This is a genomic window from Mariniflexile aquimaris (assembly GCF_042676825.1).
Classification (GTDB): domain Bacteria; phylum Bacteroidota; class Bacteroidia; order Flavobacteriales; family Flavobacteriaceae; genus Mariniflexile; species Mariniflexile aquimaris.
Window position 1 is genome coordinate 1 of record NZ_JBHTIB010000016.1, and the last position, 19,257, is coordinate 19,257.

General features: G+C 34.5%; 14 protein-coding genes and 1 tRNA gene. 5 read left to right on the plus strand and 10 right to left on the minus strand.

The genetic code is table 11. The features are described 5' to 3' along the window. Window positions 1-194 precede the first annotated feature (194 nt). The 7 genes from ACFQ0I_RS15285 to polA form a co-directional block, all read right to left on the minus strand. Window positions 195-1,277 (minus strand): HNH endonuclease family protein, encoded by a 1,083-nt coding sequence (locus tag ACFQ0I_RS15285; protein WP_379943757.1) that lies wholly within the window; start codon window positions 1,275-1,277, stop codon window positions 195-197. Beyond that, entirely contained in the window at window positions 1,274-2,257 is a 984-nt protein-coding gene (locus ACFQ0I_RS15290) for an adenine-specific methyltransferase EcoRI family protein (protein ID WP_379943759.1), read from the minus strand. Before ACFQ0I_RS15290 ends, ACFQ0I_RS15285 begins: the two co-directional genes overlap by 4 nt. 224 nt (window positions 2,258-2,481) lie before the next feature. Beyond that, window positions 2,482-3,252: a lincosamide nucleotidyltransferase Lnu(I) gene (lnu(I), locus tag ACFQ0I_RS15295; protein ID WP_008992950.1), complete on the minus strand. Its 771-nt coding sequence runs from the start codon at window positions 3,250-3,252 to the stop codon at window positions 2,482-2,484. Window positions 3,253-3,528: 276 nt separating this feature from the next. Then, window positions 3,529-4,323 carry a hypothetical protein gene (locus tag ACFQ0I_RS15300; RefSeq protein ID WP_379943762.1) on the minus strand — a complete coding sequence of 265 codons (795 nt, stop codon included), beginning with the start codon at window positions 4,321-4,323 and terminating at the stop codon, window positions 3,529-3,531. A 45-nt stretch (window positions 4,324-4,368) separates the two neighbouring features. After that, entirely contained in the window at window positions 4,369-5,553 is a 1,185-nt protein-coding gene (locus ACFQ0I_RS15305; protein WP_379943764.1) for a tyrosine-type recombinase/integrase, read from the minus strand. Window positions 5,554-6,121: 568 nt separating this feature from the next. Further along, the gene (locus ACFQ0I_RS15310) at window positions 6,122-6,487 is read right to left on the minus strand and encodes an endonuclease domain-containing protein (RefSeq protein WP_379943766.1); all 366 of its coding nucleotides are present in this window, start codon (window positions 6,485-6,487) and stop codon (window positions 6,122-6,124) included. Between the two features lie 624 nt (window positions 6,488-7,111). Next, window positions 7,112-9,964: a DNA polymerase I gene (gene polA, locus ACFQ0I_RS15315; protein WP_379943768.1), complete on the minus strand. Its 2,853-nt coding sequence runs from the start codon at window positions 9,962-9,964 to the stop codon at window positions 7,112-7,114. 180 nt (window positions 9,965-10,144) lie between these two features. On the opposite strand from polA, the gene ACFQ0I_RS15320 reads away from it, so the two are divergent. Together ACFQ0I_RS15320 and ACFQ0I_RS15325 are read left to right on the plus strand one after the other, a co-directional pair. Beyond that, window positions 10,145-11,380 carry a metallophosphoesterase gene (locus ACFQ0I_RS15320; protein WP_379943770.1) on the plus strand — a complete coding sequence of 412 codons (1,236 nt, stop codon included), beginning with the start codon at window positions 10,145-10,147 and terminating at the stop codon, window positions 11,378-11,380. A 129-nt stretch (window positions 11,381-11,509) separates the two neighbouring features. After that, complete coding sequence (locus tag ACFQ0I_RS15325; protein WP_379943772.1) at window positions 11,510-11,806, plus strand: thioredoxin family protein; 297 nt, start codon at window positions 11,510-11,512, stop codon at window positions 11,804-11,806. Between the two features lie 283 nt (window positions 11,807-12,089). Here ACFQ0I_RS15325 and ACFQ0I_RS15330 read toward each other — a convergent pair whose 3' ends face one another. Further along, window positions 12,090-12,737, minus strand: a complete 648-nt coding sequence (locus ACFQ0I_RS15330) for a polysaccharide deacetylase family protein (protein ID WP_379943774.1) — start codon at window positions 12,735-12,737, stop codon at window positions 12,090-12,092. 3 nt (window positions 12,738-12,740) lie between these two features. After that, on the minus strand, window positions 12,741-16,037 hold the full coding sequence (locus tag ACFQ0I_RS15335) for a protein O-mannosyl-transferase family (RefSeq protein WP_379943776.1): 3,297 nt from the start codon (window positions 16,035-16,037) through the stop codon (window positions 12,741-12,743). A 151-nt stretch (window positions 16,038-16,188) separates the two neighbouring features. On the opposite strand from ACFQ0I_RS15335, the gene ACFQ0I_RS15340 reads away from it, so the two are divergent. After that, window positions 16,189-16,261: transfer RNA gene (locus ACFQ0I_RS15340), tRNA-Gln, on the plus strand. 309 nt (window positions 16,262-16,570) lie between these two features. Here the strand turns inward: ACFQ0I_RS15340 and ACFQ0I_RS15345 are convergent. Beyond that, window positions 16,571-17,395: a universal stress protein gene (locus ACFQ0I_RS15345; RefSeq protein ID WP_379943778.1), complete on the minus strand. Its 825-nt coding sequence runs from the start codon at window positions 17,393-17,395 to the stop codon at window positions 16,571-16,573. Between the two features lie 133 nt (window positions 17,396-17,528). Between ACFQ0I_RS15345 and rimP the strand changes: the two genes are divergently transcribed. After that, window positions 17,529-17,990, plus strand: a complete 462-nt coding sequence (rimP, locus tag ACFQ0I_RS15350) for a ribosome assembly cofactor RimP (protein ID WP_379943780.1) — start codon at window positions 17,529-17,531, stop codon at window positions 17,988-17,990. A 13-nt stretch (window positions 17,991-18,003) separates the two neighbouring features. Next, on the plus strand, window positions 18,004-19,236 hold the full coding sequence (nusA, locus tag ACFQ0I_RS15355) for a transcription termination factor NusA (protein WP_379943782.1): 1,233 nt from the start codon (window positions 18,004-18,006) through the stop codon (window positions 19,234-19,236). Window positions 19,237-19,257 lie beyond the last annotated feature (21 nt).

Consider the following 19,257-nt stretch of genomic DNA (forward strand, 5'->3'; position numbering starts at 1 on the left):
CCGATAATTATTAATATCCATTTTTTCATTCAGTTCACGGTTTCTCAAATGTTGCCCAACGGGTTTGAGCATGAAAAGTTGCGGGTTTTGAAAACGCAATTTTCCGATGTTTAACTTTATATATTTTTATTTTAGAAACATTCTAATTTACTTGATTTAGCAATTTTTTATGCGCGGTGTTGTGTGACGTTTTTTTATTTTCCGCTTTTTCTTCTATTATCTTCTCTACATAACATTTGGCAATTTTCCGCTGTCGTTTTCCCTCCTTCGTGCCAAGGTGTAATATGGTCAGCTTCCATTTCCTCAATTTCAAAATGTTCTTTACATTCTACGCAAATTCCTTTTTGTCTTTCGTAGGATTCTCGTTTTTGATTTGGACTAAATGCACGAATATTTAAATGTTTTTCTTTCCGAGTTAGAACGTAAGTATAAATTCCTTTTTTACTTCCAACATCTTCGTCCTCCATTAATTCGGAAATTTCTATTTCGAGTTTCTTTGAGTCAGATTTCTCGTTTTTATATTCGTTGTATAGAAAACCCCAATCTATTCCTTTCATTTCTCTTCGATACTTTGGAAAAACAATCTTTACCCAACTAATAACAGCTTGAAAATAAAGCCAAATCTCATTTGCATTAGGTTCGTGTTGGTTTTTTGCCATATAAGTATTAATGTTATTATCACTAATCCATTTTATGGTTGTCTCTAAATATTCTTGTCTTATTGCTGAACCATTTAAATAATCGCTACCTAAACCATAAGCAGGACAATTACTTTTGCTAAAATGCCTTTTTGCATCTGAAACCCACGAACCTGAATAAACAGCGTTTCTCAATTCTTGGTCTGTTAGTTTTTCACCTGCAATATTAATTGTCTCGAACCATTCCAACTTTTCACTATCCAAACCTGTACAGAGATAAACCATTAATTTATAGTTTAAAATCTGTTCTTTTTCGTCTTTTTGTAGGTTGTGAAAATATCTATTTTTAAAAGCAAAATCGCCTTCTACATATTGACAAATTGAAATAGTTCTTTGTTGTCCATCTATAACTTCAAAGTTTCCATCTTCTTGAACTGCCCAATACATTACATTTAAAGGGAAATCTTTTGAAATTGTATCTATTACTGCATCTCTTTGTTTTTCCTTATAGATAAATTCTCTTTGGTAAGGTGGACGAATATCTAATTTTCCGTCAAATCCAATTACTCCATCTTCTTCTTTATCTTCATAACCGTTCGTCAATTCTCGGACTGTAATTTCTTTGAGTTTTATCTTCATATTTTTTTGTTCTTAATTATTATTCTTGCATAAGTTTCTCTACCATTTACAGAAAACCTTTTGCCATAATTAGAGTTATCTTCAACATATCTATCAAGTCCGACTATTTCAAATTGAGAAGGATTGTATTTTCCTAAAAACGTAATTGGAACACCCATTTTTCCTTTGTAATCCATTGGGATTTCTGCAACTTTACTCACATTTATTGCATCATAATCATCATATGTTGGATATTCTTCTTCGTTATAAGTTTTGTAAAGAATTAAATCTTCATCACGTTTGGAAATGTCAAGATTAGTAAACCAACAAATATTTCCTAAACTTCTCCATTTTTGTCCTTCATCATCTTCCCAATATCTTGTTTCTCTTGGTTCGTAATGTTCAGGAACTTGGAAAGCCATATCACCGTTTTTATAACCTAACCAAACTTTATCTTCTTTAAAATGCTGAAAAACGTCTTTGTAAGTAATTGCGTTTTGACTTCCAATAATTAAGAATTTTTTGTCAAATTCAATTAATTGAGCAATATATTCACGAAATAATGAAAAGGGTGGATTTGTAACTACAATATCAGCTTGCTTTAAAAGTTCAATACTTTCTTCACTTCTAAAATCACCATTACCTTTTAAATTTTTAATTCCAATTTCTTCTGGGTCTGGTTCAAAATTTCCGTTTTTGTCGCCATCATATTCTAAATAAATGGCTTGTTCTTTGTCGTTTTGACTGAACAAGTCCATACTTTGGTTTTTGTAACAAGTTGCAATTAGTTTTTTTAATCCTAATTTCTCAAAGTTATAAGAAAAGTAATGAAAGAAATTACTAACTCTTGGGTCATCACAATTGCAATAAACAACCTTGTTTTTAAAATGCTTTTTGTAATATTTTAATTCTCTTTCTATGTCAGAAAGTTGAGTGTAAAATTCGTCCTCTTTTGCTCTTGAAGCGTTATGAAAATTATTATTTAATGCTTTTTTAGTCATTCAGGTTTGTTCCTTTTTAAGCGTAAATTTACAAAATTCATCTCTGTTTTTCATTATAGTTCAAATTTTCTCAAAAAATGACACACAACGGTCAAGTATAAGCGTAGTGCGGGATTTCGGAGCAATTCACTGTCCGCCCACCACAAAGTTTCTTAGGAGCAAAAATGCTCAAATTTAGCAGTTCAGCCCGCATTACGCTTATACAATGTTGGCGGTAGTTTTTTTTATTCAATTCTCCTTAATACCCCCTTTAATTTTGCTTCAACTCCAAGATTATCAAAAAGTTTTTCAGTCAATGTTAATGTCTTCTTGAAAGCTGTTTTAATATCTGTCGGATCTAATTCTGATGTTGTCTCCTGAAATAACGAATACCAATCTGGGTCTATGTCTTTTTCCAAGCTTTTTGTTGGACTTTCCCAATGTTTGGTTTGGTATGTTTCAATTCTTATTAACCAAAGTAAATATTTTTGAACATTTGATAAGCTTTGGTAAGCGTGAGCAAATTCCTGTCGTTTAATTAAGTTGCTTGTTGTAAGTAAAACATTCAACAATGATTGGCTCAACCACAGGATATTTTCATTTGTTGTTCGATCAGGTACTTTAGTTTTTATTTCTTTGAGCGTGTTAGTCAATAAATCTTCTTTATCTACTAAAATCATCTTGTCAAAGTCGCTAAACTCTACCAAACCGTCCCACGATTTGATAACTTCCATTTGGTCGTTTGTCAAAAAATGAAACTCCCCCCTTATCATATTTTCAAAAATGGCAACTTCACTTCCATACTCGTTGGTAAAATATAATGCCAAAGGATGAATTTGGCTTACCCAATTTTCAGCGGAAAAATTTTCTTTATCCTTCAAGAAGATGTAGAATTCAATATCTGAATATTTGTCCCCTTCATTTTTGGTAAATGACCCGTACATAAATACGGCAGAAATATTTTTATCATTTTGAGCTATTGACTTTGTTTTGTCAATCATTTGTAACTGTGTCATTTTCTAATTTTTTAATATTAACAATCGCCCTTTCTACTTTGCGTATTAAAGGATATTTCAATTCTTATTCTATCTTACAGTTACTTATAGCTTCATTTTCTTGAATGTTTTTCGTTGTTAATTGTTTCTTCAAATTACCGCCAACGTGTTTGTATATGGTTTGTTGCGTGGTTAAGCACCTAATTTAGTAAATAAAAACCGAATAGAAAATCCGCGAGGATTTTCGTAAGTAGGCTAGAACTAGCAATAAATTATATACGGTGTTCTACGCAGTTTTTATAACTGATAAAATTGTTTAATAAATCCATTCTTGTCAATTCGTATTACAAAACTATCTCCATTAAAAACTATTGGATTTTCATAATTCCGAAGATAATCTGTCATTAAATCTTTCCTTTCCAATTGGTGATGGACACTATTTTCTAGAAAATGATTTTCAATGTTTTCTTTGTCATATTTTATTAGTGTTTTTAAAAGAGTCCAAATTTCGTTCGGTTCATAATCGAAAAATGTCTGTCGTTTCTTTTTTCCGTCTGCAAATTTGGTTTCTTCTACGTGTCTAATAAAGATATGTATAAGTCTTTCATAAGTCAAAACAATTGGAATAAACCAATCCATAAGTGTTATGTCGGTAAATTCCCTTGTCAGAATTAATAGAGTTCGATAAAATTCAGAGTTTTTAGGACTTATTGATTCTATTTCACTTCTGTCAATTTTAGTTTGACGAATTTCTTTTTTTATAAACTTTTTTCGTTCAACTAACATTTTTTTCATTTCTACAAGATGAAATTCCTTGTCAGTTTTTGAAACTTCTTCATCGTTGTTAATTTGAAAGTTTATTAGTTGAAATTTTATTTCCGGTTTAAGTTCAGTTCCGTTTAGCATTATTTCAGGATACCGTTCCAATTTAGCGTGTCTTATCAAAAGAGCACAGTAGCAATAAAAGTCAAATATTGGAAAAGAATATCCTTCATCGATTATACGATTATATCTCCAAAGTAATAATCTTTCGGATGCTATTGGTTCATAGCTCGATTCAATTCGTATTAAGTTTGGTACTGTTTTTTTCAAATTGCGTAGAACTGGTTATATGTTTACTTTTGTTCCTATTTCCATTTAAATATTGCGGGATAATAGGAAGTTTTGTTCGTCTTTTTGCATCTCTTGCAATTGCTTCACAGCATGATCTAAAGGACTTTTTATGTCCAGTAAATCTTTTCGCGCCACATGTGTGTAAATCATCGTGGTTTCCGGTTTACTATGGCCTAATAATTCTTGTATATGCCTTAAGCCTACGCCACTTTCTAATAAATGGGTGGCATAACTATGTCTTAAGGTATGTGGCGTAATGCTTCTATGAATTTTAGCCGCTTTGCAAGATTTCGATAAAAATTTCCGAACACTGCAAGCAGAATATTGTAATCCCGATTGACCTTCAACAAAATATAGCTGCGGATTATAAGTGGTTAAATAATTTTGTAATAAAGGCATAAAACTTTCGGCCAGAGTTACATATCTGTCTTTTCTGCCTTTAGCACTTTTTATATGCAATTGTTTTCTGTGAATTTGAAAATGCTCAAGCTTTAAATTTAAAAGCTCGCTTATTCGTAGTCCTGCCGAATAAATAAGCGCCAAAATAGCACGATGTTTCAGGTTTTTGGTATGCTGAATGATGCTTATCATTTCTTCTTGCGACAATACCGTAGGAAGAATTTTAGATTTTTTAGGACGTGTTAACGTTAAATTATTTATGCCTGTACTGGGGTAATAATTAATAAATTGTTTTACCGCACTTATAAATTGACGTTGCGAACTTATAGAATACTGTCGTTTTACGAATACACTTTCAATAAATAACTCAACATCTTTAGTCGTAAAACTTTCAGGAGCTCTGGTGCTATGAAATTCAATAAAATCGGCAATAAAAAAACTGTAAGTCTCAATGGTACTTGCACTGTAGCGCTTGCCTTTTAAATATTTATAAAAACCATTTAAAAGCGTTCTGTTTTCTGCGCTCAATTTCCGCTCACGTTTTACTGGAAAAAATTCAGCTTTTTCGGCAGCTTTGTCAAATAATTGACTACTATCTACATAAGCATGCGTTTTAAAAACGGCATGTATTGATTTTAAATTCTCAGGATTATTTTTTATATACCAGCTTTTTAATGTGGCGCTCCAAGTAGCGTTGGGAAGTAGTCTTACAACTTCTATTAGTGCGCTATCGTACTTAAAACCAATAAAGATTTGGTTGTCGTTTCTATGACGCTTTTTAGAAAGAGTTACAATTGGTAAATTACTCATGATAGATTTATAGCAAAGCTAAAAATACAAAAAAATATGACAAATCACGAAATTACGCACATTTTTTTGTCGTATAAAACAACAGGGTTGTAATCCCCTCAAACGGAATATTGTTTCTGTTTGAAATTTAATTTTAAGCAGTAATAAATCGCAATACTATTATTTTTATTGTGATAATTCGTGTCAGTTCAGATTACTTAAAACAATTTTAAAACAATGAAATTCGATATAAAAACTTCAAAGTTCCAACCTATAAAGCCTCTCCAATAGGATTGTCCCCTTGAGGGGACTTTAGGGTTGTTTTTCTGTCGAAAATAGCGAGCGAAGCTCTATGGGTGTACTTCCATCGATATTGTAAAAATTCGTCCCAGTTCAGATTGCTTAAAACAATTGTAAAACAATGAGATTCCATATAAAAACTACAATGCTCTAAACTATAAAGCCTCTAAATAAGGAATGTCCCCTCGAGGGGACTTTAGGGGTGTTTTTCCATCGAAAATAGCGAGCGAAGCTCTAAGGGGTGTTTTTCTGTCAAAGTAGCAAAACATAACGCTATTTTTGGCGGTATTTATCCTTGTAATTTATTTACGGTTTCTTCAATAATTAATAAAACGCTGAACATATTTTTCTTAACATCTTCATTAGAAAATCTTAAAAATGTCACGTCATAACCTTCTAAAGCTTGCTGTCTTTTAACATCGTAAGAATAAGATTGTTCATGACTGCTGCCGTCAATTTCAATCGCTAAACCAATTTCATGACAATAAAAATCAACAATATAATCAAGCATGGGTACTTGCCTATGAAATTGAACGCCATAACCGCGTTGCTTAATGTTTTGCCATAATAAAACCTCTGGAAGCGTGCTGTTTTTCCGCAACTCCCGTGCCAGTAGTTTTAATTTTGGGTTGTATGGTATTATTTTGTTTCTCATGTCTATGCTTACACCCCTATAATCCCCTCAAGGGGATATTTGTTAACGTTCCTAATTTAATTAGTATTTATAAGTAATAAATCGCGATTCAATCATTTTTATATGTACTAAAACATCACACTCAGATAACTTTCAACAAACAATACCAGAAGAAAACGACTTCAAAGTTCCAACCAATAAAGCCTCTCAATTAGGTTTGTCCCCTCGAGGGGATTATTGTTTACATACCTAATTTATTTAGTATTTATAAGTAATAAATCGCGATTCAATCATTTTTATATGTACTATAACATCACACTTAGAAAACTTTCAAAAAACAAATTAAGTCGAAAATCCATAAAACAACTTCAAAGTTCCAACCAAAAAACTTCTCAATAAGGAATGTCCCCTTGAGGGGACTTTAGGGGTGTACTTCCATCGATATTGTAAAAAATCGTCCCAGTTCAGATTATTTAAAAAAAATTGTAAAACAATGAAATTCGATATAAAAACTTCAAAGATCCAACCTATAGAGTTTGTCAATTAGGATTGTCCCCTTGAGGGGACTTTAGGGGTGTTTTTCCATCGAACCAAAGTATGCACCTCATAATATTCAAATAAAGAGAGCAACACGAATACCTCTATTTAATGCGCCTCCAGCCAATCGTTACCAACACCCAAATCAACCACCAATGGCACGTCTAATTTATAAGCGTTTTCCATTTCGGTTTTAACCAAGGTTTTAATAGCTTCCAATTCTGGTTTATGCACATCAAAAACCAACTCATCATGCACTTGCAATAACATTTTGGTTTTAAAATTACCCGCAATAAGCTTATCGTAAATTCTAATCATCGCAATTTTAATAATGTCGGCAGCACTACCTTGTATAGGCGCATTTACCGCATTACGTTCGGCAGCACCTCTAACTACAGCGTTTCTGGAATTAATATCGTTTAAATAGCGACGTCTGCCCAATACGGTTTGTACATAGCCATTTTCGCGGGCAAAATCGATTTGTTCACTAATGTAGCGACGCAGTTTTGGGTAGGTGGCGTAGTAAGTGTCTATAAGGTCTTTACTTTCGCTTCTGCTTAAATCGGTTTGATTGCTTAATCCAAATGCCGAAACACCATAAATAATTCCGAAATTAACGGTTTTGGCATTACTTCTCTGTTCGCGAGTAACTTCTGCAAGGGGAATATTAAATACTTTTGAAGCAGTAGACGCATGAATATCTTCACCATTTTTAAAAGCCTCTATCATGGTTTCTTCCTTACTTAAAGCCGCAATAATGCGTAATTCTATTTGCGAATAATCGGCTGCCAGTAACACATAATCATCGTTTCGCGGAATAAAAGCTTTTCGCACCTGCCTACCGCGTTCGGTACGAATAGGAATGTTTTGTAGGTTGGGGTTGTTACTACTTAAACGCCCTGTAGCCGCAACAGTTTGCATATAATCGGTGTGTACACGACCAGTTGAAGGTTCAACCTGGGTAGGTAACGCATCGACATAGGTGCTTTTTAATTTTGCCAACCCACGGTAATCTAATACATGCCGAACAATGGCGTGGTCTTTTGCCAAATAACTTAAAATTTCTTCACCCGTAGCATACTGTCCGGTTTTCGTCTTTTTAGGTTTATCAACCAGTTTTAGTTTATCAAATAAAATATCGCCCAGTTGTTTTGGGGAAGCAATATTAAATGCTTCGCCAGCTTCGGCATATATTTTTGTTTCTAAGGTTTTAATATCGTTATCAAGTTCTTCCGATAGTGAGTTTAAAAAGGCTTCATCCAGATTAATACCTTCTAATTCCATCGCAGCAAGCACACGAAGTAACGGAATTTCAATATCGTCAAACAATTTTTGGGTATTGGCTTCTCCTAATTCCTTTTCAAAATGTTCTTTAAGTTGCAGGGTAATGTCGGCATCTTCAACAGCGTATTCGGTTTGTTTTTCTAGCGCTACCTCACGCATCGAAAGCTGATTTTTTCCTTTCTTCCCAATTAATTCTTCAATAGAAATCGGGGAGTAATTTAAATACGTTTCCGCCAAAACATCCATATTATGGCGCATGTCGGGGTTAATTAAATAATGCGCTAACATGGTGTCGAACAACTTGCCTTTTACCGTAATCTTATATTTAGCTAAAACTTTAATGTCGTATTTTAAATTCTGACCGATTTTCTGAATCGCCTCGCTTTCAAAAAACGGACGTAATTGTTCAATAAGTTCTTGCGCTTCGTCTCTGTTTTCCGGAAATGGCACATAAAACCCTTTGCCAATTTCCCACGAAAAAGAAATGCCCACCAGTTCGGCGGTTATGGGGTTTAAGCCAGTGGTTTCGGTATCAAAACACACACTGCTTTGGCTCATTAAATTTTTAATAAACAGTTTGGTAGCCATACCCGAGGCAACGCTCTGGTAAAAATGCGGCGTAGTTTCGGCAGTTTTGCGCTCAAATGTGGTTTCTGTTTTCGCTTCCGCGGAAGAGATATCGGCTCCAAATAAAGAAAATTGGCCAGCACCGGCTGCTTTAACTTCCTTGGGAGTTGTTTTTGTTTCCGTTACTGCCGATGCTTTGCCGTTAGAAACCGAAGCCGTTTCATCGTTTGATGCAAAAGTTTTTTCGAAATTAGAAAGCAATTGTCTGAATTCTAACTCCTGAAAAATTTCCGTCACTTTAGGAATATCTGGGTGGTTCAATTCAAAATCTTTGGCATCAAAAACCACCGGAACATCAAGCATAATGGTGGCCAGTTTTTTAGAAAGTAAACCCAATTCTTTAGCGCCTTCAATCTTTTCCTTCATCTTGCCTTTAAGCTCATGGGTATTGGCTAAAAGGTTTTCCATACTGCCATATTGGGCAAGGAGTTTTTTGGCTGTTTTTTCGCCTACACCTGGCAAACCAGGAATATTATCGCTACTATCGCCCATCATACCCAGAAAATCTATTACCTGTAAAGGGTCTTCAACTTCAAATTTTGCTTTTACTTCGTCAATGCCCCAGGTTTCGTAACCACCACCAAAAACAGGGCGGTACATAAAAATATTTTCAGAAACCAATTGCGCAAAATCTTTATCTGGCGTAACCATAAAAGTTTTATAGCCTTCTTTTTCAGCTTGTTTAGAAAGTGTTCCAATAACATCGTCGGCTTCAAAACCATCTTTCACCATAATAGGAATGTGCATGGCTTTTAAAATGTCTTGTATGTACGGCACAGCAATTTTTATGGCTTCGGGCGTTTCATCTCTATTGGCTTTATAAGCTTCAAACATCTCCACACGGTCGGCACTTCCGCCTTTATCAAAACAAACCGCTAAATGGTCTGGGCGTTCGCGTTTAATAACGTCTAAAAGCGAGTTCATAAAACCCATAATGGCCGAGGTGTCAACACCTTTCGAATTAATTCTAGGGTTTTTAATAAAGGCATAATACCCACGAAAAATTAGGGCGTAAGCATCAACTAAGAAAAGACGTTTTTGATCGGACATAGTATTTGTTTTGATAGAAACCAAAACTACAAAAAGTTAAGCGTTAATTAGAGAATAATGCACATTTCGGCAGCAACTTTTTAAAAATTCTAATGGATTTAATTCTTAAGTATAAGTTAAATACCTCTATAGTAATTCGTAATCTTTTATAATACCGTTATCTTTGATAAAAAAAATACTATGCTTCGTTGGATTGTCTTTCTAATCGTTTTTATAATTATGGATTTGTATGCATTTCAGGCATTTAAAACCATCACAAAAAATAATTGGATGTACTTATTATACTGGTTACTATCGGTTTTAGTAGTTGGTAATTTTATTTATAGTTACGCGGGTTTTAACCGTAGTAATGGCTTTTCGCATGCCAATGCCTATGCTTTTGGCTTTCTTTTGGCCATCATCATACCAAAAATGGTGCTTTTAATAGGCATGTTTGCAGAAGATATTTTTAGAGTGCCAATGGCAGCGTACCGTTATTTTACCGAAGGCGAAGCTGCTAAAGGAAATTATTTGGCGTCTCGAAGAAAATTTATAAGTCAAATTGCGCTGGGCATTGCTGCCATACCGTTAACATCTATTATTTATGGTATTTACAAAGGAAAATACAACTACAAGGTTTTAAAATACACCCTTAATTTTGAAGACTTACCCGATGCCTTCGATGGGTATAAAATCACCCAAATCAGCGATATTCATTCCGGAAGTTTCGATAATTTAGACAAGCTAAACTATGCTGTTAATTTAATAAACGAACAACAAAGCGATGTCATTTTATTTACCGGCGATATGGTAAATAATAAAGCAGACGAGTTGTTGCCTTACATGAACGTTTTTAATAAATTACAGGCAAAAGATGGCATGTATTCCGTTTTAGGAAATCACGATTATGGCGATTATGCGCGCTGGGAATCGGAGGAAGCCAAACATCAAAATTTAGAAACCTTAAAAGCCTTACAAAAAGAATTAGGCTTCGATTTGTTATTAAACGAAAGCCGATTCTTAGAAAAAAATGGCGAGCGTATTGCGCTTGTTGGAGTAGAAAATTGGGGTGTTGGCGGCTTTAAACAAGCGGGCGATTTAAACAAAGCGTCTAAGCAAATAAAAGAAAACGATTTTAAAATTTTAATGAGTCACGACCCAACACACTGGGAAAAGCAAGTTATTAAACACCCGTATCATTATCATTTAACTTTAAGCGGACACACCCACGGTATGCAATTTGGTATAGAAATTCCGGGTTGGATAAAATGGAGTCCTATAAAATGGCGCTATAAATATTGGGCCGGTATTTATAAAGAAATGGGTCAATATTTAAATGTAAATCGCGGTTTTGGGTATTTAGCATTTCCGGGACGCGTAGGCATTTGGCCAGAAATTACAGTAATTGAACTTAAAAAGGGAGCGGCAATCTCTTAAATAAAGCACTTTTATAAGCCAAAAAATTGTTTATCTTTATTACAATACATTATAAATAGGGCATTTATTGGTATTTTCGAAAAATTACGTAGGTTTGTATAAGTATATTTGACTAATAAACAAAAATGTATGTCAAAATTTGGGGAACTTATTGATGTAGAAATTCCTGTTTTGTTAGATTTTTTCACAGAATGGAATGAGCAATCTACTGCGATGCACGCAGTACTTAGAGATGTTGCCGCTGCACTTGGTGATAAGGCCAAAGTAATAAAAATTGATGTTGAAAAAAACGAAGAGCTCGCAGAAGCCCTACGCGTAAAAGCATTACCAACATTAATTATTTATAAAGATGGCGAAATGAAATGGCGTCAAAGCGGCGAGCAAGACGCGAATACCCTTATTAGTATAATTCAGCAATACGTCTAAATTTCTTGGCGGGCACCTGTTTTTATTGGGCGTTCCCTTTATCCTGAAATAAGTTCAGGAACAGGTCGGGCTTTACGCTATATCTTTTTGTGAAGCACCGACAAATATTTTTCGAGATCATATTATCAAAAATAGTTAGGTGCTATAAAATGGTATCGTTTCAAAGCATCACAAAAAGGATGCCGCTGCAATCCCTAACGCAAACTCAGCAGTAATTTTAAAAATTATATTTTCATTAATTTAAATACGAGGCAACCATATTTTAATAAGCATCTAGTCTATGTTAAAATGCTAAAGCTTCAAACTTAAAGTCTTTTTTGCTAAAATAATCTAATACTTTCGGTAAGGCATATTGCATGTTTTTGGAAGCTTTCACGCTATCATGAAACACCACAATACTGCCGCTGGTTGCTTTAGATATCACGTTATTAAAACAGGTTTCTTCAGATATGTTCTTTTCCCAGTCAAAAGACAATACATCCCACATAATTATTTTGTACCCCAGAGCCAGCAGTTTTTTGCCCTGTTTTGGGGTTATTTGTCCGTAAGGCGGACGAAACAAATTCTGATTTCTAATTTCTGAATTCTGAATTCTAAAAGCATCTTCACACAATTCAATATTAGCCAAATAGTTATTGGTTTTTGTTTTCCAGCCTTTAATGTGGTTGTTCGTATGATTTCCAATAGCATGCCCATCATTCATAATATTTTGAAAAATACTAGGGTGGGCGGTTATGTTTTTACCAATGCAAAAAAAAGTTGCTTTGGCATTGTAGTTTTTTAAGGTGTTTAATGTCCAGTTTGTAATGTCTGGCGTTGGGCCATCATCAAACGTAAGATATATAGTTTTTTCAGTAGTTGCGATGTCCCAAATATAATTTGGGAACATCTTTTTTGCAACTATTGGTGTTTTTACAGGTGTTAAGGTCATGCCTTACTCGGTTACATCTAAGGTGTTATCTTGTACCGGAATATCTAATTCTTCATTGGGTTTGCTTTCGGCGTCTTCTCCATAAAAATGTTTAAACAGCATCAAATTAGTATTAAATATGTCGCCTTCTTTTTTGGCGAATTCCAAATCGTATTTTGTAATAACATCTACCAAACCTTTGTAGCGTTGAATATCGGTGTAAATATCTTCAAACAGCCTATCCTGGTTAGCAAGTGTTAAACTGCTGTAATAGGCTAGGTTTTCCTGATATTTTTTAGCTACTTGTTTGTATAATTTTTGCGCTTTTTGTTTATTACCAATTTCGTAATACGCCGTAATGTAAGGTTCTAATAAGGTGTAATACCCAAAATAATCTACAGGCATATTCGTCATGGCAATATCGGCAATTTCTTCTGCTTTATCGAGTTTGTTCTCAGTAAGTAATTGCTCAATTAAGCGCGCCAAATTACCGCGGTAGGTAATGGAGTTTTTGCGTGTTTCTGGGTCGTGGTAAATGTCTTTGCCGCTATTTCCCCAATCCCATTTTTTAACTTTTTCATACATTAATTCGCTGTCAACACGTCCCATATCAAACGGATTTGCTCTGTCTACTGGTGTTTTTATTGGTACCAGTTTGTAACACATGCCATCAAGCTGTAAATAATCTTTCATCCAGATATAATCGTCGTCTCCAAAACTACCTCCTGTAAAATAGATAGGGCGTTTCCAATGATTATTAGCCACAATATCAAGCATTAATAATCGGTTCTTGTACAAGGCATTTCCTGTAATATGAATATCAATGTGAGGCACAATTTTATCGGCATCCTGGGCTTTTACAAGGCCATATTTTAAAGCATTTTCTTTATTTACCGGAATTCTTAAAAATTCGGTTGGTAAATAGCTCGCCGTTAAATCTTGATTTCTAACCTGCGACAAGTCTATTCCTTTTTGTTCTAAAATGTATTTATACTTTGTTTTCGGATTATTGCTCGCAATAAAATCTAAAAATTGCTTCACATATAAAGTATCTTTTACAACAGGCTCGATAATTATATAATCGTTGGTGCCATATTTGTATAAATCGTGGGTTAATTGCGACGGAATCGGGTCGCTTTCATACGCTTTGCGCTTCATTTGGTCTATATACCAATCGGTTTGAAATAAACTGGTGTTTACCACGCGCACATCAGTTCTATAGCCTTCAATTTCTTGCGCGTACCATAATGCAAACGTATCGTTATCGCCAATAGTGAATAATATAGCGTCTTTGGCACAAGAATCTAAATACATTTTCGCCATGGCTCTTGCGGTGTATTTATCAGATCGGTCGTGGTCGTCCCAATTGTTAGCTGCTAAAATACCTGGTACCAAAACCAGGCAGATTACAGAAACTGCAGGAGCTAACAGTTTTGGTGTTACCAATTTTTTAAAGGCGTCGAATAAGGCATAAACACCAAACCCTATCCAAAGTGCAAATACATAAAAAGAACCAACCACCGAGTAGTCGCGTTCGCGCGGCTCAAAGGGACGCACGTTGGTATAAACCTGAATAGCGATTCCTGTAAAAAGGAAAAATACAAGCATGGTCCAAAACAGTTTTCTGTCTTTATTGAACAAAAATATAAATCCTAAAAGTCCTAAAAGGAACGGTAATAAATAGTACGTATTACGGCCTTTATTGTTTTTAACATCGCTTGGTAAATTATCTTGCGAAAGCCCTAAAAGCTTCTCGTCTAAAGGTTTTATACCGGTAATCCAATTGCCATGGTTATCATATTTACCCTGAATATCGTCTTGTCTTCCAGAGAAATTCCACATAAAATAACGCCAGTACATATATCCTAACTGATATTGAAACATGTAGGTTACATTTTGCCATAGCGATGGTTTTTCTACATCGATATAACCTTTATAGCGCGTTAAAAAGCTGTTGTAATCTTCGTAATCAACATTGCCGCTGGCGACATCTTTTTTAAAGTTATTAACCACAGTTCTAAGCTGATTTTCCATTTGATACTCAGGTTTCAGCTTAAACTCTAAATAGCCTGAAAACATCATATAATTTTCAGCATGTTCACCGCTCCACATACGAGGTAGTATAGAGGCATGTTTACTGTTGTAGTTTTGTTTTGCTTTTTTGTAATTGTTTACAATAACATATTCGCCTTTTACTTCGTCTTTTTCGTATTTAGGTTTGTCGTCTACATACGGATTGTTATCATCTAAATACGCATATTGATCGGTAAACTGCGGTCCGTAAAACAAGTGGGTTTCCGGATACTGTTCTAAATTATAATAGGCAAGTAATTCTCTGGCACTCGACGGATTGTTTTCATTAATTACCACGTTGGCATTGGCTCTTATTGGAAGCATTAACCAAGTTGAAAAACCAATAATTATAAACGTAACACATAAGATGCCTGTGTTTAAATTTACGTATTCTTTTTTAGTAGTGTACCTTAAAGCATAGGCAATGACCGCTACTAGCACGATTCCTGCAATGATAGAACCAGAATTAAATGGGAGCCCAACAGAGTTCACAAAAAAGATTTCGAAAACACTAAAAATCTTAAGAATATTAGGCGCTAATAGTTTAAAAATGAATAGTAAGATTACTACCGAAACCACATTGGCAATTATAAAATTTTTAATTGTGACTGTTTTGTAGTTTTTAAAGAAGTAAATAAGACCAATGGCAGGAATGGTTAATAATCCCATAAAATGCACCCCAAACGAAAGCCCGATAATAAACGAAATTAAAATAAGCCAGCGATTGCCTCGGGGTTTATGCATATCCTGTTCCCAGCGTAAACCGAGCCAAAATAGCACAGACATAATCAAGGTTGCCATGGCATAAACTTCGGTTTCTACTGCATTAAACCAGAAAGAATCTGTAAAGGTAAACGCCAAACTACCTACTAAACCACTGCCTAAAATGGCAATAGCTTTGGCATTATTGATCTCGTTTTTATGTGCAACAAGTTTTTTTAAGAGCAAAGTAATGGTCCAGAACATAAAGAGAATAGTAAAGGCGCTGGAAATGGCGCTCATCATATTCATCATAAAACCAACTTGCTCTGGTTTAAAAGCAAACATGGCAAAAAAGGCGCCCAACATCTGAAAAAACGGAGCTCCAGGAGGGTGTCCTACTTGTAATTTTGCCGACGTTAATATGTATTCGCCTGCGTCCCAAAAACTTACTGTTGGTTCTGCCGTAAGGGTATAGGTGGTAAGTGCTATTAAAAAAGTAATCCATCCTAAAATGGTATTCCATTTTTTAAAATTGAAATTGGTCATAAAAAAACATGTTTGTTTGCATCGGCGAATTTAATAATAATTATGGTATTCAGTATGTTTTTAAGTAAACCTTAAGTAATCGCAATTATTTTTTTAAAAAATACTTGCTAAAATAAAACTTTGTACTAAATTTGCAGCCTCAATTGCACATTGGCTTATGGTGTAACTGGCAACACGTCTGGTTTTGGTCCAGAAGAGTCTAGGTTCGAGCCCTAGTAAGCCAACTTGATTGTAAATCCTGATTCTTAATTTGAGTCAGGATTTTTTTTTGAACATGAATGAATAAGGGGCGAGAAGTTTATGCTGAGCGCTGTCGAAGTAAGCCCTAGTAAGCCAACATGGTTGTAAATCCTGATTCTTAATTTGAGTCAGGATTTTTTTTGAACATGATTGAATAAATTGCGAGAAGTTTATGCTGAGCATTACTGAGAAACAAAATGTATTTTGTTTTGAAAGTAGCGAACGAAGTTTGCCGAAGCAAGCCCTAATAAGTCAGCAGGGTGGTAAATCCCGATTGTTACAATAGTTTCAGTTTAGATTTTAAAAGTAATTACAGGGCGTTTGGCATGATTTGCTAAATCTTCGCTAATACTGCCATTAAAGAAATGAGAAATCCCTTGTCTGCCGTGGGTGCTCATGCCAATTAAGTCGGCATCAATAGACTTGCAAAAATTCATAATACCTCTTTCAACAGTCATGTCGCTGTAAATATGAATGCTGACATTCGACAATTTAAACGGCTTAATAAAATTCTGTATTCTATCTTCGGCTTCTGCAGTGGTCATAAAATCTATGGGTGTATTCACCATTAACAAATGTATTTTAGAGCCAAAAATTTCAGCAAAGGTCATGGCTTTTTTAAAGGCGCCTAAACTTTCTTCTTTAAAATCAGAAGCAAACACAAAATTTTTAGTTTTAAAAGTTTTGTGTTCGTTTTTAATAACCATTACGGGTGTTTCGGAGGTTCTAACAACTTTTTCGGTATTGCTTCCTACAAGCATTTCTCTTAAACCATCGGCACCATTAGAGCCCATAATAACTAAATCAATGTCGTGTTTTTTGCACACATGAAACACGCCCTTAAATATTTCTTGAAACTCAACATGTTCGTGTATTTTAATGTTTTTTAGATAACTGTTGGCTCGTAATTCCTCAAACTGTTTGTGGGCTAGTTTCATAAAATAAACAGCTTCTGGCAAACTGGTGTAGCTGCTCATAGGATCTACTTGACGCATGGGAATTTCCAAAATATGCAATAAGTAAATCTCACATTTATGCTTTTTTGCTAATTGGGCTGCCACTTTTAAAGCGTTTTCGGCTTGGACAGAAAAGTCGGTAGGAACGAGTATTTTTTTCATGTTTTTATTGCTGAGTTTATTCGAAATTTATGAAATATTACCGTAGTAATCAATAAAATATTATATATTTGCAGCGTTGAAAGGCAAAATTAAGTTAGAGGGGACGGGAAGTCCCCTCTTTTTATAATAAAAAATGTTTAAAAATACCGTTACAGAGTTATTAGAAGCTGCGTTACAAGAACGACCAGATTTGTTTTTAATTGATTTCTCTATTCAAGGAGATAATCACATAAATATAGTAATTGATGGCGATAAAGGTGTTTTGGTTGAAGACTGCATGTTTATAAGCAGAGCCATCGAACATAACATCGATAGAGAAGAACATGATTTTTCTTTAGAAGTCATGTCGGCAGGAGCGACATCGCCTTTAGTAAACCAACGACAGTATAAAAAAAATATAAAACGAGAGCTAACGGTAAGAACAAATTCTGAAAAATTCGAAGGAACTTTAGCAAAAGCAACCGAAACAGAAATTACGTTAGAGTGGAAAGTTAGAGAGCCAAAACCAGTAGGTAAAGGTAAAATAACTGTAAAAAAGCAAGCAAATATTGCTTACGATGACATTGTAGAAGCAAAAGTGATGATTAAATTTTAATTCAATAAGAGTTATGGAGAATATCGCGTTAATTGAATCTTTTTCAGAATTCAAAGACGATAAGCTAATTGACAGAGTAACGTTAATGGCTATTTTAGAGGATGTATTTAGAAGTGCCTTAAAAAAGAAATATGGCGACGACGATAATTTTGACATTATTGTAAATCCAGATAAAGGGGATTTAGAAATTTGGAGAAATAGAGTAGTAGTTGCCGATGGCGAAGTTGAGGAACCTAATCATGAAATATCATTATCTGAAGCTCGTAAAATTGAACCAGATTTTGAAGTTGGTGAAGATGTATCAGAAGAAGTAAAAATAATTGATTTAGGAAGAAGAGCAATTTTAGCATTACGTCAAAATTTAATTTCTAAAATTCATGAGCATGACAACACCATAATTTTTAAGCAATTTAAAGATTTAGTTGGCGAAATTTATACAGCCGAAGTGCATCATATACGTCACAGAGCCGTTATTTTATTAGATGACGAAGGAAACGAAATTGTGCTTCCAAAAGAAAAACAGATTCCATCAGATTTCTTTAGAAAAGGCGATAACGTACGTGGGGTAATTGATAGTGTTGAATTAAAAGGCGCTAAACCTACCATCATCATGTCTAGAAGCTCCCCAGTATTCTTAGAAAAACTTTTTGAGCAAGAAATACCTGAGGTGTTTGATGGTTTAATTACCATTAAAAATGTGGTGAGAATACCTGGTGAAAAGGCAAAAGTGGCGGTAGATTCTTATGATGATAGAATCGATCCTGTTGGTGCTTGTGTTGGTATGAAAGGATCTAGAATTCATGGTATTGTACGTGAGTTAGGGAACGAAAATATCGATGTAATTAATTACACCAATAATTTACAATTATACATTACCAGAGCTTTAAGTCCTGCAAGAGTAACTTCAATTAAAATAAACGAAGAAACAAAACGCGCAGAAGTTATATTAAAGCCAGAAGAAGTAAGCAAAGCCATTGGTAGAGGCGGACATAACATTCGTTTAGCTGGTCAATTAACTGGTTACGAGATAGATGTGTTTAGAGAAGGTGCGGAAGAGGATGTTGAATTAAGAGAATTCTCTGACGAAATAGAAGGATGGATTATTGAAGAGTTTAGTAAAGCTGGATTAGATACTGCTAAAAGTATTTTAGAGCAAGATGTAGACGATTTAGTAAAAAGAACAGATTTAGAAGAAGAAACAATTAAAGACGTTATTAGAATTCTTAGAGAAGAATTTGAAGAATAACATATATTTGAGTATTTTAAA

What these genes read in the sequence shown, in the direction of transcription:
- ACFQ0I_RS15285 (WP_379943757.1), bottom strand. Translation starts at nt 1,277, where the DNA reads ATGAAGATAAAACTCAAAGAAATTACAGTCCGAGAATTGACGAACGGT.
- ACFQ0I_RS15290 (WP_379943759.1), bottom strand. Translation starts at nt 2,257, where the DNA reads ATGACTAAAAAAGCATTAAATAATAATTTTCATAACGCTTCAAGAGCA.
- ACFQ0I_RS15305 (WP_379943764.1), bottom strand. Translation starts at nt 5,553, where the DNA reads ATGAGTAATTTACCAATTGTAACTCTTTCTAAAAAGCGTCATAGAAAC.
- ACFQ0I_RS15310 (WP_379943766.1), bottom strand. Translation starts at nt 6,487, where the DNA reads ATGAGAAACAAAATAATACCATACAACCCAAAATTAAAACTACTGGCA.
- polA (WP_379943768.1), bottom strand. Translation starts at nt 9,964, where the DNA reads ATGTCCGATCAAAAACGTCTTTTCTTAGTTGATGCTTACGCCCTAATT.
- ACFQ0I_RS15320 (WP_379943770.1), top strand. Translation starts at nt 10,145, where the DNA reads ATGCTTCGTTGGATTGTCTTTCTAATCGTTTTTATAATTATGGATTTG.
- ACFQ0I_RS15325 (WP_379943772.1), top strand. Translation starts at nt 11,510, where the DNA reads ATGTCAAAATTTGGGGAACTTATTGATGTAGAAATTCCTGTTTTGTTA.
- ACFQ0I_RS15330 (WP_379943774.1), bottom strand. Translation starts at nt 12,737, where the DNA reads ATGACCTTAACACCTGTAAAAACACCAATAGTTGCAAAAAAGATGTTC.
- ACFQ0I_RS15335 (WP_379943776.1), bottom strand. Translation starts at nt 16,037, where the DNA reads ATGACCAATTTCAATTTTAAAAAATGGAATACCATTTTAGGATGGATT.
- ACFQ0I_RS15345 (WP_379943778.1), bottom strand. Translation starts at nt 17,395, where the DNA reads ATGAAAAAAATACTCGTTCCTACCGACTTTTCTGTCCAAGCCGAAAAC.
- rimP (WP_379943780.1), top strand. Translation starts at nt 17,529, where the DNA reads ATGTTTAAAAATACCGTTACAGAGTTATTAGAAGCTGCGTTACAAGAA.
- nusA (WP_379943782.1), top strand. Translation starts at nt 18,004, where the DNA reads ATGGAGAATATCGCGTTAATTGAATCTTTTTCAGAATTCAAAGACGAT.